This is a genomic window from Rhizobium viscosum (assembly GCF_014873945.1).
Lineage (GTDB): Bacteria > Pseudomonadota > Alphaproteobacteria > Rhizobiales > Rhizobiaceae > Rhizobium > Rhizobium viscosum.
The window spans coordinates 1,871,788-1,885,609 of record NZ_JADBEC010000001.1 but is presented as its reverse complement, the minus strand read 5'-3'; the positions used below and the strand labels follow the sequence as shown (position 1 = coordinate 1,885,609).

At 59.9% G+C, this 13,822-nt stretch carries 10 protein-coding genes; 6 read left to right on the top strand and 4 right to left on the bottom strand.

Going from position 1 to position 13,822, the window contains the following annotated elements:
* Positions 1-9: 9 nt before the first annotated feature.
* The 6 genes from H4W29_RS09430 (at position 10) to H4W29_RS09405 (ending at position 5,902) form a co-directional block, all read left to right on the top strand.
* On the top strand, positions 10-768 hold the full coding sequence (locus H4W29_RS09430; RefSeq protein WP_192728687.1) for a M48 family metallopeptidase: 759 nt from the start codon (positions 10-12) through the stop codon (positions 766-768).
* 71 nt (positions 769-839) lie between these two features.
* On the top strand, positions 840-1,514 hold the full coding sequence (locus H4W29_RS09425; protein WP_192728686.1) for a phosphoribosylanthranilate isomerase: 675 nt from the start codon (positions 840-842) through the stop codon (positions 1,512-1,514).
* Entirely contained in the window at positions 1,511-2,731 is a 1,221-nt protein-coding gene (gene trpB / locus H4W29_RS09420) for a tryptophan synthase subunit beta (RefSeq protein WP_192728685.1), read from the top strand. The genes H4W29_RS09425 and trpB overlap by 4 nt, the downstream gene beginning before the upstream one ends.
* Positions 2,732-2,737: 6 nt before the next feature.
* Complete coding sequence (trpA, locus tag H4W29_RS09415; RefSeq protein ID WP_192728684.1) at positions 2,738-3,577, top strand: tryptophan synthase subunit alpha; 840 nt, start codon at positions 2,738-2,740, stop codon at positions 3,575-3,577.
* Between the two features lie 39 nt (positions 3,578-3,616).
* Positions 3,617-4,519, top strand: coding sequence for an acetyl-CoA carboxylase, carboxyltransferase subunit beta (gene accD / locus H4W29_RS09410; protein ID WP_192728683.1), 903 nt, complete (start codon positions 3,617-3,619; stop codon positions 4,517-4,519).
* A 30-nt stretch (positions 4,520-4,549) separates the two neighbouring features.
* The gene (locus H4W29_RS09405) at positions 4,550-5,902 is read left to right on the top strand and encodes a bifunctional folylpolyglutamate synthase/dihydrofolate synthase (protein ID WP_192728682.1); all 1,353 of its coding nucleotides are present in this window, start codon (positions 4,550-4,552) and stop codon (positions 5,900-5,902) included.
* A gap of 47 nt (positions 5,903-5,949) precedes the next feature.
* Here the strand turns inward: H4W29_RS09405 and trxA are convergent, their stop codons facing one another.
* The 4 genes from trxA to H4W29_RS09385 all read right to left on the bottom strand — a co-directional run bounded on the left by trxA (position 5,950) and on the right by H4W29_RS09385 (position 13,810).
* Complete coding sequence (trxA, locus tag H4W29_RS09400) at positions 5,950-6,270, bottom strand: thioredoxin (protein WP_192728681.1); 321 nt, start codon at positions 6,268-6,270, stop codon at positions 5,950-5,952.
* A 75-nt stretch (positions 6,271-6,345) separates the two neighbouring features.
* Entirely contained in the window at positions 6,346-9,894 is a 3,549-nt protein-coding gene (addA, locus tag H4W29_RS09395) for a double-strand break repair helicase AddA (protein WP_192728680.1), read from the bottom strand.
* On the bottom strand, positions 9,887-13,075 hold the full coding sequence (gene addB / locus H4W29_RS09390; RefSeq protein ID WP_192728679.1) for a double-strand break repair protein AddB: 3,189 nt from the start codon (positions 13,073-13,075) through the stop codon (positions 9,887-9,889). Before addB ends, addA begins: the two co-directional genes overlap by 8 nt.
* A 3-nt stretch (positions 13,076-13,078) precedes the next feature.
* Positions 13,079-13,810 carry a nucleotidyltransferase family protein gene (locus tag H4W29_RS09385; RefSeq protein WP_192728678.1) on the bottom strand — a complete coding sequence of 244 codons (732 nt, stop codon included), beginning with the start codon at positions 13,808-13,810 and terminating at the stop codon, positions 13,079-13,081.
* Positions 13,811-13,822: the final 12 nt, after the last annotated feature.

The following is a 13,822-nucleotide window of genomic DNA, read 5'->3' as shown; positions in this document are numbered from 1 at the left end:
AAAACTCCTATGTTTCCGCTCCCGAAGATCCGCCGTACGACGAAAAAACCGTCGCCGCCCGAAAAGCGGACGCTGGATGTCGCCGGCCGTCTGATGCCCTTGACGATCAAGCAGCATGATCGGGCAACCCGGATAACGCTTCGTATCGAGCCGGGCGGCCGTGCACTGAAGATGACGGTGCCGAAGGGGCTTGCCGCCCGCGAAGTCAACGCCTTCCTTGATAGGCATCAGGGCTGGCTGCTGACCAAGCTTGCGAAATTCTCAACAGATACGGGCCTGCGCGACGGCGGCGAAATTCTCTTTCGCGGTGTCAGGCATCGTATCGAGCACACAGGCAGCGTGCGCGGACTGACCGAAGCCGTCGTGACAGACGGCAAACCGGTACTCCGCGTCAGCGGCATGCCGGAACATATCGGCCGGCGCATCGCAACCTTCCTCAAGAAAGAGGCGCGCAGCGATCTCGAGAGACTGTCGCGGCTGCATGCCGGTTCCATCAAGGCGCCGATCCGCTCGATTTCGATGAAGGATACCCGCAGCCGCTGGGGTTCCTGCTCCTCGGAAGGAAATCTGAGCTTCTCCTGGCGCATCGTTATGGCACCGCCTTCGGTGATCGATTATCTCGCCGCCCACGAGGTTGCGCATCTGAAGGAAATGAACCACGGTCCACACTTCTGGGCGCTCTGCAAGAAGCTCTGCCCGCATATGGAAGAGGCGAAATCCTGGCTGAAGCGTCACGGCAGCCAATTGCACGCGATAGAGTTCGATTAAGCGTCGCGTTAAATGCGGCCGGCATTGCAAATTGGCTCGACTCTTCGCCCGTTTCGTGTCACTTCGCTGCCATGAGACCGGATATCAAGATCTGCGGTTTGAAGACGCCTGAGACTGTCGAGCGCGCATTGAAGCGCGGAGCGACGCATATCGGCTTCAATTTTTTCCAGAAAAGCCCGCGTTACGTCGAGCCGGACATTGCCGGCAAGCTGGCGGAACCTGTGCGTGGCAAGGCTAAGGTCGTTGCCGTCGTGGTCGATCCGAGCAATGATGATCTTGATGAAATCGTTGCACTTCTGCGCCCTGATATGCTCCAGCTCCACGGCAGCGAGAGCCCCGAGCGCGTGCTGACCATCAAGGCGATGTACGGCATCCCCGTCATCAAGGCATTGTCGGTCCGCAGCACCGACGACCTGAAGAGGGTCGAAGCCTATATCGGCATCGCCGACCGTTTTCTCTTTGATGCCAAGCCGCCAAAAGGGTCTGAACTGCCAGGCGGCAATGGCGTTTCCTTTGATTGGGGCCTGCTCACCTGGCTTGACGGCAATGTCGACTACATGCTGTCAGGCGGACTTAACAAGGCCAATGTCGGCCAAGCTCTTGCAATGACGAAGGCGCCGGGTGTCGATACCGCCTCCGGTGTCGAGAGTGCACCGGGCGTGAAGAGCCTGGACATGATCGATGAGTTTTTCGATGCGGTTGAACAGGCATGTATGCCTGAAACGACCACAGGGAGTGTAAATTGAACGAGACGCCTAAACCGAATTCCTTCCGCGCCGGTCCTGATGAAGACGGCCGCTTCGGCATTTACGGGGGCCGCTTCGTGGCCGAAACCTTGATGCCCCTGATCCTGGATCTGCAGGAAGAATGGAACAAGGCGAAGGAAGATCCGGAATTCCAGGCGGAATTGAAGCATCTCGGCACCCATTATATCGGCCGGCCGAGCCCGCTCTATTACGCCGAGCGCCTGACCCAGCATCTCGGCGGCGCCAAGATCTATTTCAAGCGCGAAGAGCTGAATCATACCGGCTCGCACAAGATCAACAACTGCATCGGCCAGATCCTGCTTGCCAAGCGCATGGGCAAGACCCGCATCATCGCCGAAACCGGTGCCGGCCAGCACGGTGTGGCTTCTGCCACCGTCGCCGCCCGTTTCGGATTGCCCTGCGTCGTCTATATGGGCGCCACCGACGTCGAGCGTCAGGCACCGAATGTCTTCCGCATGAAGCTGCTGGGTGCCGAAGTAAAGCCTGTCACGGCCGGCAGCGGCACGTTGAAGGACGCTATGAACGAAGCGCTGCGTGACTGGGTCACCAACGTCGACAGCACCTATTACCTGATCGGCACGGCTGCCGGTCCGCACCCCTATCCGGAAATGGTGCGCGATTTCCAGGCTGTCATCGGCACGGAGGCCAAGCAGCAGATCCTGGAAGCCGAAGGCCGTCTGCCGGATCTCATCATCGCTGCCGTCGGCGGCGGTTCGAATGCGATCGGCATCTTCCATCCCTTTCTCGACGACAAGGAAGTCAAGATCGTCGGCGTCGAAGCTGGCGGCAAGGGCCTGCAGGGCGATGAGCACTGCGCCTCGATCACGGCCGGCTCGCCGGGCGTACTGCACGGCAACCGTACCTATCTGCTGCAGGACAATGACGGGCAGATCAAGGAAGGTCATTCGATCTCGGCCGGCCTCGACTACCCCGGCATCGGCCCGGAACATTCATGGTTGAACGATATCGGCCGTGCCGAATATGTGCCGATCATGGACCATGAGGCGCTTGAAGCCTTCCAGACGCTGACGCGCCTCGAAGGCATCATTCCGGCGCTTGAGCCTTCGCATGCGCTTGCCGAAGTCATCAAGCGCGCGCCCAAGATGGGCAAGGACGAGATCATCCTGATGAACCTCTCCGGCCGCGGCGACAAGGACATCTTCACCGTCGGCAAGATTTTGGGAATGGGTGAGTAAAGAAATATGACCGCACGTATGGACAAACGTTTCGCCGATCTGAAGGCGGAAGGCCGCCCGGCGCTCGTAACCTATTTCATGGGCGGCGACCCTGATTACGAGACCTCGCTCGGCATCATGAAAGCGTTGCCGGAAGCAGGTTCTGATGTTATCGAGCTCGGCATGCCCTTTTCCGATCCGATGGCCGATGGTCCCGCGATCCAGCTCGCCGGCCAGCGTGCCCTCAAGGGAGGCCAGACGCTGAAGAAGACGCTGCAGCTCGCTGCCGACTTCCGCAAGACCAATGATGCGACGCCGATCGTCATGATGGGTTACTACAACCCGATCTATATTTACGGCGTCGAGAAGTTTCTCGATGATGCGCTGGCATCCGGCATCGATGGCCTGATCATCGTCGACCTGCCGCCGGAAATGGATGACGAGCTCTGCATCCCGGCTCTGAAGAAGGGTATCAATTTCATCCGTTTGGCCACACCGACGACGGATGAAAAGCGCCTGCCGACGGTTTTGAAGAACACCTCGGGCTTCGTCTATTATGTCTCGATGAACGGCATCACCGGTTCGGCCTTGCCGGATCCGTCGCTGATTTCGGGCGCAGTCGAGCGCATCAAGGACCATACCGATCTGCCCGTTTGCGTCGGCTTCGGCGTCAAGACGGCTGAACACGCAAAGATCATCGGTGCTTCGGCCGACGGCGTCGTCGTTGGTACCGCAATCGTCAATCAGGTGGCCAACAGCCTGACGGCAGAGGGGAAGGCGACAGCGGATACGGTTCAGGCCGTTGCGACGCTGGTTCGGGGCCTTTCCACAGGAACGCGTTCGGCGCGCCTTGTTGCTGCCGAATAGTTTCCCCACATTGGCACTAGTCAATCAGGAGTATTCGAGTTGAACTGGATCACTAACTACGTTCGCCCGCGGATCAATTCCATGCTGGGCCGTCGCGAAGTGCCGGAGAACCTCTGGATCAAGTGCCCGGAAACGGGCGAGATGGTCTTTCACAAGGACCTCGAAAGCAACAAGTGGGTCATCCCCGCTTCCGGCTATCACATGAAAATGCCGGCAAAGGCGCGCCTTGCCGACCTGTTCGACAACGGCGAATACGAAGCTTTGCCGCAGCCGAAGGTCGCCCAGGACCCGCTGAAGTTCCGCGATTCCAAGAAATATAGCGATCGCCTGCGTGACAGCCGTCTCAAGACCGAGCAGGAAGACACGATCCTTGCCGGTCTCGGCAGCGTGCAAGGCCTGAAGCTCGTCGCCGTCGTCCATGAATTCAACTTCATCGGCGGTTCGCTCGGCATGGCTGCTGGCGAGGCTATCGTCAAAGCCTTCGAACGCGCGATTGCGGAAAAGTGCCCGCTCGTTATGTTCCCGGCTTCCGGCGGTGCTCGTATGCAGGAGGGCATCATGTCGCTGATGCAGCTTCCACGCACGACGGTTGCGGTTGACATGCTCAAGGAAGCAGGCCAGCCCTATATCGTGGTTCTGACCAATCCGACGACGGGCGGCGTAACGGCGTCCTACGCTATGCTTGGTGACATTCATTTGGCCGAACCGGGCGCCGAAATCGGCTTTGCCGGCAAACGTGTCATTGAACAGACACTCCGTGAAAAGCTCCCTGAGGGCTTCCAGACGTCGGAATATCTTCTGGAACACGGCGTGGTCGACATGGTCGTCAAGCGTCACGATATTCCCGCGACGCTGGCGCGCCTGTTGAAGATCCTGACCAAGAAGCCGGCTGCGGCAGCAAATGATGCCAATGGGATGATTGCTCTGGCGGCGAGCGCCTGAGCAGCAAACCTCACAGGATAGGGCGGGCCGATGACGAACAGAGGCCAGATCGCGGTGAGTGAGGCGGCGCAGGAGATCGAGAAGCTCATGGGATTGCATCCCAAGGGCTACGATTTGTCATTGGACCGCATCAGGCGCCTTCTGGAAGCGCTCGGCAATCCCGAACGCAATCTCCCCCCTGTCATCCATATCGCCGGCACGAACGGCAAGGGCTCGACATCGGCTTTCTGCCGCGCGCTCCTGGAAGCAGGCGGCTACAGCGTCCATGTCCATACCTCTCCGCATCTCGTAAATTGGCACGAACGTTACCGTCTCGGTGTCCCAGACGGGCGTGGTCAGCTAGTTGATGATGCCGTTTTTGCAGAGGCTTTGCGACGTGTGGCGAAGGCCAATGATGGCGAGAAGATCACCGTTTTTGAAATTCTGACGGCCGTCACTTTCATTCTTTTTTCCGAACATCCGGCTGATGCCGCAATCATCGAGGTTGGCCTCGGGGGTCGTTTCGACGCGACCAACATCATTGAGGATCCAGCTGTTTCCGTCATCATGCCGATCTCGCTCGATCATCAGCCCCATCTCGGCGATCGGGTGGAACTGATCGCTGCGGAAAAGGCTGGCATCATGAAGCGCGGTCATTCCGTCGTCATTGGCCATCAGGAATATGACGCGGCGCTCGACGTGCTGATGTCGACCGCCGAGCGGCTGAACTGCCCGAGCGCTGTCTTCGGTCAGGATTTCATCGCCCATGAGGAATATGGTCGGCTGATCTATCAGGACGAGTTCGGCCTCGCGGATCTGCCCCTGCCGCGCCTGCCTGGGCGCCATCAATATGCCAATGCCGCTGCCGCCATCAGGGCTGTCAAGGCTGCAGGCTTCACCGTCACCGAGCCGATGATGGAAAAGGCGATGGAAACGGTGGAATGGCCGGGCCGTCTGCAGAAACTGACGGAAGGCAGGCTTTTGAGCCATGCACCGGCACGGTCGGAAATCTGGGTCGATGGCGGCCACAATCCGGGTGCCGGTGAAGTGATCGCCGAAGCCATGGCGAATTTCGAAGAGCGCCAGTCCCGTCCGCTGTTCCTGGTATCGGGCATGATCAATACCAAGGATCCGGTCGGCTATTTCAAGGCCTTCACGGACCTGGCGGAGAAGATCTATTGCGTACCGATCCGCGGCAGCGAGGCGATGATCGACCCGGTGATTCTGGCCCATGCCGCCTACGACGCCGGTCTCGTGGCCGAACCGATGGCGTCCGTCATCGACGCCCTGGACGCCATCGCTTCGACCGTCGATCCGGAGGCGCCGCCACCGCGTATCCTTATTGGCGGTTCTCTTTATCTCGTCGGCGACGTACTGGCGGAAAACGGTACACCCCCCAAATGAAAAAGCCCGGCATTTGCCGGGCTTTTCGTATCAAACTGTCGATATCGTCAGGCTGCGCTGGAAATCCAGCTGGAAAGCGCCGTCTTCGGCTTTGCGCCGATGGAGATGTCGGCAACTTCGCCGCCCTTGAAGATTGCGAGCGTCGGGATCGAGCGAACGCCGAACTGAGCGGCCAGTTCCGGGTTTTCATCGATGTTAAGCTTGGCAACCTTGACCTTGCCAGCCAGTTCCGTGGCGATTTCCTCGAGGCTCGGAGCAATCATTTTGCAAGGACCGCACCATTCAGCCCAGAAATCGACGACGACGGGTTCTGCGGATTCCAGAACTTCCGACTGGAAATTGTTGATATCGACCTTAACGGTAGCCATAGGCTGCTCCTTTACCGGAATTTGGTGTTGAACAAGATGTGAGGGTGCGGTGCCGGAATTTCAATGTCCGATATTTCACTTTGTGTTGAGTCCCGCAAGTGCAGAAGCCAAAGCATGTTCACTCAGCGTATGGATGGTCGCATTTTCGGTGTAGATCAACATGCAATCGATTCGTTTGGCGGGATAGAGCGGCTTCAGGATTTCCCGGTAGATCGCAAGCTGCGCCTTGTGAGCAAAAGGGATTTTGTCTTCGCTTGCCGGTGGAACGCGATTTGTCTTGTAGTCCAGAATGACGACGCTGTCTGGCAGGACAGCGAGGCGGTCAATCCGGCCGGAGACGGCATACTCCCGGCCTTCCAGCGTTAAGGTCCCCATGATCGAGATTTCCGCCTGGGCATGAACGTTGAAGACGGCTTGAAGCCTTTCTTCTTGCAAAAGTTTCACAACCGAATCGACTAGAGCCTGCCGCTCTGTAGCCGGCCAGAATCGGGCCGCGCGTTCAGCATAACGCTTCGCTGCATCGGCCCGCTCCTCCACCGGAATATCGGGAAGAGCCTGAAGCATCCGATGGATAAGGCGGCCCTTTTCCAGAGAACGATCGCTGCCCTCTTCTTGCTGGCCGAAGAGCGGTGAGGTCAACAGCAGATCATCGGCTTCTTCATCAATGATCGTTCCGGCGCCGGAAGGGCTGAGTGGCCGCGGCAATTGTTTCTGCGGCGGGAGGGGCCGGAACAGGTCCGGGGGAACCGTTTCGACAATTGCCTGCTCCGGCGCACGATCCATTCGCTCGAAGCTGCGCTCGACCTGCGGCACACGCCAGTGCATCCCGCCCCACTCTCCATCCGGACCTGAGAACGTCGCCTTTTCGACATGCGGATGTTCCGCGTCGAGCGCAGTGGAAATCATCATATGCCAGGTGTCGTTGTTCAGCCGCACGCCGCGATATCCGCAAACGATCAGCCGGTCGGCGGCGCGGGTCATCGCCACATAGAGCAGGCGCCGGTATTCCTCTTCGGCAAGAAACTGGATGCGTGCCGCATCGGTCGACGTCAGTGAATTGCCGAGATCACTGACGGGAATCCACACCGGTATCGGCGGCTCGTCCGGCCCTGCATCAAGCAACCGGAGCTTTGGCAGGTGGGTGTGGGTAAAAGCCTTGGAACCGCCATCGACCAGAAAGACGATTGGCGCTTCCAGACCTTTGGATGCATGCACCGTCATGATGCGCACCTCGTTGCGACCCTTGTCCTGCTCGCGCTTCACTTCCGGCGCTTCAAGCTCAAGCGTCGAGATGAAGGACTGCAGGCCGGGTAGAGCAGATGTTTCGTGGTCGAGCGCAAAGGTCAGAAATTCATCGAGGATATCGCTGACTTCAGTGCCGAGGCGCGCCAGGAACTGCCGCCGGCCGCCATGGCTACCAAGGACGCGGGCATAGAAGTCATGGACCGAAAGGCTTCGAGATTGGTCAAGGAAGAGTTCCAGCCTCGCGACCACTACGCCAAGTCGCTCATTGCCATCGGCAGCATATTTGCGAAGATGGTCCCAGGCGCTTTCATTGTCGCCACGCAGCGCCGCAACCGCAAAAATATCCTCTTCCGAGAGATTGAAGAGAGGGCTTTTCAGGAGAGCGGCAAGCGAGAGATCATCTTCTGGCAGAAGAAGAAAGCGCCCAAGCGCCATCAGATCTTGTATGGCGATATGGCTCGTCAGCACTAGGCGATCCGCACCAGCAACGGGAATGTCACCGCGCCGTTTGAGTTCGCGTGTCAATGCATTGACAAAGGCGTCGCGCTTGCGGACGAGAATGAGGATATCGCCGGCTTCAATGAAGCGCTCCCTGCCCTTTTCGATGATCGTTTCGCGGCCAACGAGAGTGCCGATCGTATGAGCGATGCGCCGTGCCAAGACGGCGGCCGGCGCACTTTCTGGCGTCGCATCGAAGGGAGCGGTCCAATCCTCGTCCTTCACGACGACGTCAGGCACGATCATGTCCCAGAGATCGACGGCACCAGGATGGCCGATACGGCTGGAGCGATGCACGACGGGCTCGGTCCCGAGACCGCGCGCATTCTCGGGTGGCGTGAAGATATGATCGACGGCGAGTAGCACATCGGACGTGGAGCGGAAGGAGAGCGGCAGGCGGACGGTGGAGAAATTGAGGCCGCTGTTCTGCACCCGGCGCTGCGTCCGTTCCTTCTCTTCGGAGAACCGTTCGGGCCGTGCGCCCTGGAAAGAATAGATCGATTGTTTCTCGTCGCCGACGGCAAACAATGTCCGGGCCACCGGCCGCGAACTTTCGCCCGAAAAGAAATCTTCCGCCAGGGACTGGATGACACTCCACTGGATAGGGCTGGTATCTTGCGCCTCATCGACGAGAATATGGTCGATACCCTGATCGAGTTTGTAATGGATCCACGGGCCGACGCCGCTCTTCGTAAGCAGGTCTGCGGTACGTGTGATCAGGTCTTCGAAGTCGAGATGGCTGCGCTGCTTTTTCAGCTCCTCGTAATCCCGGTTCAGACGGTCCGCGAGCACGAGGGCGGCATGAGTTGCCGTATGCATTCGCATCATCTTCAGGCGGTCTCGGCACGCGACGACATGCGTCCGCGCGGAAGCGATCGCATCGGCAAGCTGTGGCGCTTCCGCGAGCATCGCCTTGACGAGGAATTGCCCGTCCGTCTTCGGCTCGCCCTTCGATGTCAGGAAAATCTTCTCCAGAATCTGCGAACGCGCGGTCACATCTCGTTCGCGTACGGCGCGGCGCAGGCCTTCGGCAACATCCTGCGCTTTAGCGCCACCCTTCGTTGTGGCAAGCGCCAGGTAAAGTTCCAGCGTTGCACCCGAGAGCCCAGGCAAGGGCCAATATCGTTCGGCCAGCCCCTCCTCCGTATCATCAGGTGAAAGGCTTAGCCTCTCGCGAAGCAGGCGATCGGCGCTGCCATGCTGTTCGGCAGCGGTCATGAAGCGGCGTATGGCGTTGCGGTTGGCTACGATCTCGCCGAGCAGATTTTCGAGCCCGGATTCATCGCCGAGATTAAGCACATAGGTGAAGGCACCGGCGAGATTCTGGTCGTTCTCCGGTCCAGTTGCCGTCAAAAGCGAGCGCCGTGCATCGGCAAGCAGCGTCTCTGCCGCCCGGTCATCGAGGACAGAGAAATGCCCGGCGACGTTTGCTTCCAGCGGAAACTGGTGCAGCAGCGCTTCACAGAAGGCGTGGATGGTCTGGATCTTCAGCCCACCCGGTGTTTCCAGTGCCTTGGCAAACAGCCGTCTTGCTTCCATAAGCTTCAGGGAATCCGGCTCACGACCTTCGATCTGGGTGATGCGTCTGGCCAATTCGTCATCCGGAAAAATCGCCCATTCCGCCAGCCGTTCGAACACGCGGTTCGACATTTCGGAGGCGGCAGCCTTCGTATAGGTGAGGCAAAGAATGGCGGAAGGCCGCGCACCGGCAAGCAGCAGTCGGATCACCCGCTGGGTCAGAACATGTGTCTTGCCGGAGCCGGCATTGGCCGAAACCCAGGCAGAGCGGGCCGGATCAGAAGCGATCGCCTGCTGGATCGTCGTCCAGCCGATCCAGGTACCGGGATCGTCACCCTCGGGAAGCGCGGTCGGATCATTCATCGCCTCCTCCTTCCGGGTCAGCGGTCGCCCATTCCGCAACGCGGGCAAGATGATCGTAATCGCCGCCGAAATCGAATTGTTGGGCGGGGATCAGCCGCGAAGTAAAACCTTTTTCGCCTGATTGCAGCAGGGTGACGAATTTCACTAGCTGGTCGATCGATTCCTCGGCAAGCTGCATTGCCGATTTTGTCTTGTCGCTGCTGGCCTCCTCGTTATTGACCTTGTCCACCAGGAAGCGGCTGCCCGGCCGCAAGCGGACATAAAGGAGGTCGTTCGGTACGAGGCTGCCGGCATCACGAAAAGCGCCGGCCTGAAGGGCCGCGGCTTCAAGCGCGAGCTGCGGGTCCAGCAGTGCTCGGGCCTGTGTCGGGGAAGGATTGTAGCCGGTCTTGTAATCGATGATATCGGCACTGTTCGGCCCTTTGATATCGATACGATCGGCAACGCCGGTGAGCCGGATATCGATTCCCTCGAGTTCGACGCCGCCTCTGACTTCCGTCAGCCTCTTCTGCACATCGGGCTGCCGCGCAGCCTCCCAGTTCAGGAAAGCGCGCGCGACTTCGCGGAAACGCGGCCGCCAGACGGCGTCGATATGCGGCGGCAGGCTCTCCATGTCGAAGAGTTCGGTCAGGATGACGTTCATCGCCGCTGCCGCTTCCGGCGTTCCCGCGATATGGCCTTCGCGAACAAAGCGATCGATGATCTTGTGGTAGAGCGTACCGCGTTCCGCCGCGCCCGGATCGCGATTGAACGGGTCGACGGGATCGAGCCGCAGCGTGCGCCGCGCATAAATCGCATAGGGGTCGCGGCGCAGCCGACCGACTTCGCTGAAGGAATAGGATTTTGGCTGCAGTTCCCGTGGCGGCTTTGGAGAGGGCCTCTGCGCCGGCGCCTGATTGTCACCGAGGTCTAGCTGGTTTGCCCAATGAACGAAACGCGCGCCCCGCTCGCGCAATTGCTCTTCGAAATCCTCGCCGCCGAGCGCCAGCAGCCGTTGCAGCCACCGGGAGGCGACCGTCGGCGTCGAACCCTGACGCAGGGCGCGCGAATAGATGAGATGGCGAGTACCGTTCGCCATCTCGAAATCATGCGCCAGCTGACCGATGCGCCGTTCCGGTGGCTCCAGCCCGATTTCCGTCTTCATCATGCGGGAGACGAAGGGATTATTGGCGGTCTGCCCCGGCCATGATCCTTCGTTGAGGCTGCCAAGGATCAGCGTGTCGACATTCTGCAGGCGCGCTTCCAGCGTACCGAAGATGAAGAGGCGAGGGTGACTGAGGGCGCCGGGCTTGACGGCATGGCCGGCCGACAGCGCCTGCATGATATCGATCCATTGCGGCCCCTCCGCTTCCATCTGGCCTTCGGTATCGATGACTTCGCCAAGCAGACTTGCCAGGGCATCACCAGCCTCACCGGACCAAAGGCTTGCCAGATTGCCGTGTTCGTCGGCAGCGATACTCTCCAGAGCGCGGCCCGTGCGTTCGGCCCATTGCGAGAGCGAGATGCCCGTTGTCAGGCCATCATGACCCCTACGATGTGGCACGAGTGCCGATACCAGCGGCTCCACGGCACGTTCAACTTTCTGGGCTAACCTGCGGGCGATGTCCGCCGCTTCTGATGGCAGCGATTTGCGCCATACCGGCGCGTGCCTGTCGAGCGCCTGCTCCGAAAGCTGATGGTCGAGCAACTGTTCGAGCGATCCGATATCCACTTCCGCCACGCCGCCGCGCAGCGCCAGCAACTCCAATGCCTCGACAGCCCCAGTCAGAAAGCTGCGCTCCAGCCCGAAGCGGGCAAGCGGATGTTTGAGCAGCGAAACGATGGCGACAGGATCACCGGGACGCAGTGTCGCTTCCAGGAGCAATTGCAGCAGCGTCCCCTGCGGCGTTGCCGAAAGTGGCGTGCCGGCTGAATCGTCGGCGAGAATGCCGAAGCGGGAAAGCTCCGCCATAACGCGGCGCGCCAGATTGCGGTCCGGCGTAATAAGTGCAGCCCTGCTTTCGCCATCTCTGCCTGGCTGTTCCAGTGCAAGCCGCAGAGCAACGGCAATCGCCGTCGCCTCCTCGCGCTCGTTGGCGGCTTCGATCATCGATACGTCCGCGAATGCCGCAGTAATGGTCCCTTCCGGCAGGTCTTTTTTCCAATCGCCCCAGCCGCTCGTGGCTTCCGATGGAGTAAGCGCCCGCGAGAGGACTTCCGCGCGCGAGCGCAGATCGGCTTCCGCTTCCTCGATCGGCTGAACATCCTCGCGGGTGAGCTTCAGCCGCTTCAGCAGGACCGAAAGACCATACTGCGGATGTGTGCGGCTTGCCGGATTGGCTCGTTGACCCGGCAGGAGATCAGGGGCGACCAGCCGCCAGTGTTCCTCCGGCATGGAAAGGTCGAGGCCGGGCAACACGATCACGCCTTCCGGAAGGTTCGCCACGGCGCCGATGAGGTCGGCCGTGGCAGGAAGCGACCCCGTCGAACCGGCAATGATGATCGGACCGGCAGGCCTCATCATCGAGAGCCGGCCGGCCTCGGCGCGCAGAATGGCATTGCGGTGACGGGCCGGCGAAGAGCGGCCAAGTTCGATCAAGCGTTCCGGCCAGAAGGCACTGGCGATCTGCAGGAATTCCGCCGTCAATTGCCACCAGGCCGCATAGTCACCCGTATCGAGCTTGCCGAGTTCAGACCATGCAAGATCCTCGGTTTCGATCGAATCGATCAGTTCCGCCAGATTGCGGGCAAGCCAGATGGCATCCGCCGGGCTTGCCGGTGCGACGAGAGGCGATTCCGAATGGATGTGCCGAACGATCTCCGGCAGCTTGTTACGCCAGGCAAGGATCAGCCGCGCCAGTTCCAGAAGGCGTGCGGTGTTGGAAAGCGGTTGAGCGAGATCGATCGTCGCGGGCAGTGCCTCGTCAAAATAGCCGCTGTCGTCATCCGTCTCTCCCAGTGGCCGGATGACCGGCAGGATCGCCGAACGGCCGCCAAGCAGATCGACGAATTCCGAACGCAGCACGCGTACGGCGCGCCGGGTCGGCAGGTAGATCGTTACCTTGGCAAGAGACAGTGGGTCGGCGGGATCATGTCGGAAAAGCGGTGTCAGGCGTCCGTCGCAGAGTGAATTTGCCAGCGTCTTCAGGAAGGGAAGACCTGACGGAATCGTCAGAATGCGTGGCCGATGCCGCTCCGTCATGTGTCACGCAAACGTCCGGAACCGCCGGATCGTCTCCTCCGCGTCGTCAATTGCATCGGGCGTGCCGACCGTCAGCCAATGGCCTTCCATCATCATGCCGAAAAGCCGGCCACGGGCGATCGCCTTGTCGAAATAGATATTGAGGTTGAAGGGTTCTTCGGGTGCATCGTCCAGCAGCGCGGGGTGCATGATGATTGCACCGGCATAGACGACCGGATTGGAGGGATCGTCACGATAGCGCGTCAATCGACCGTCAGGTCCCAGGCTGAAATCGTTCTTGCCGTTATGGCCGGTCGTATCCTCGATGCGCACGCAGAGTAGCGCCATATCCATGCGTTCGGTATCGAAGAATCCGGCTAAGCGCCGCAGATTGCTGGGCCGGTCCGCTGGCTCGCCGATCCAGAAGAGATCGGCATTCATAACGAAAACTGGCTCTCGGGCGAGTAACTTCAGACCCTTCGCCAGCCCGCCGCCCGAATTCATCAGTGCATTGCGCTCGTCGGAAATCAGAATATCGAGCCCGCGATAGTTTTTCAGATGATCTTCCATCTGATCGGCAAAATGATGGACATTGATCGCGGCCCGCTCTACGCCGGCTTCGACAAGCGAATCCAGTGCATAGTCGATCATCGGCTTTCCGCCGATCGTCACCAGCGGTTTCGGAATCGTGTTGGTAATCGGGCGCATGCGGGTTCCGAGTCCCGCGGCCAGTACCATGGCTTGTCTGATGGTCATGCTGGTCCGGAT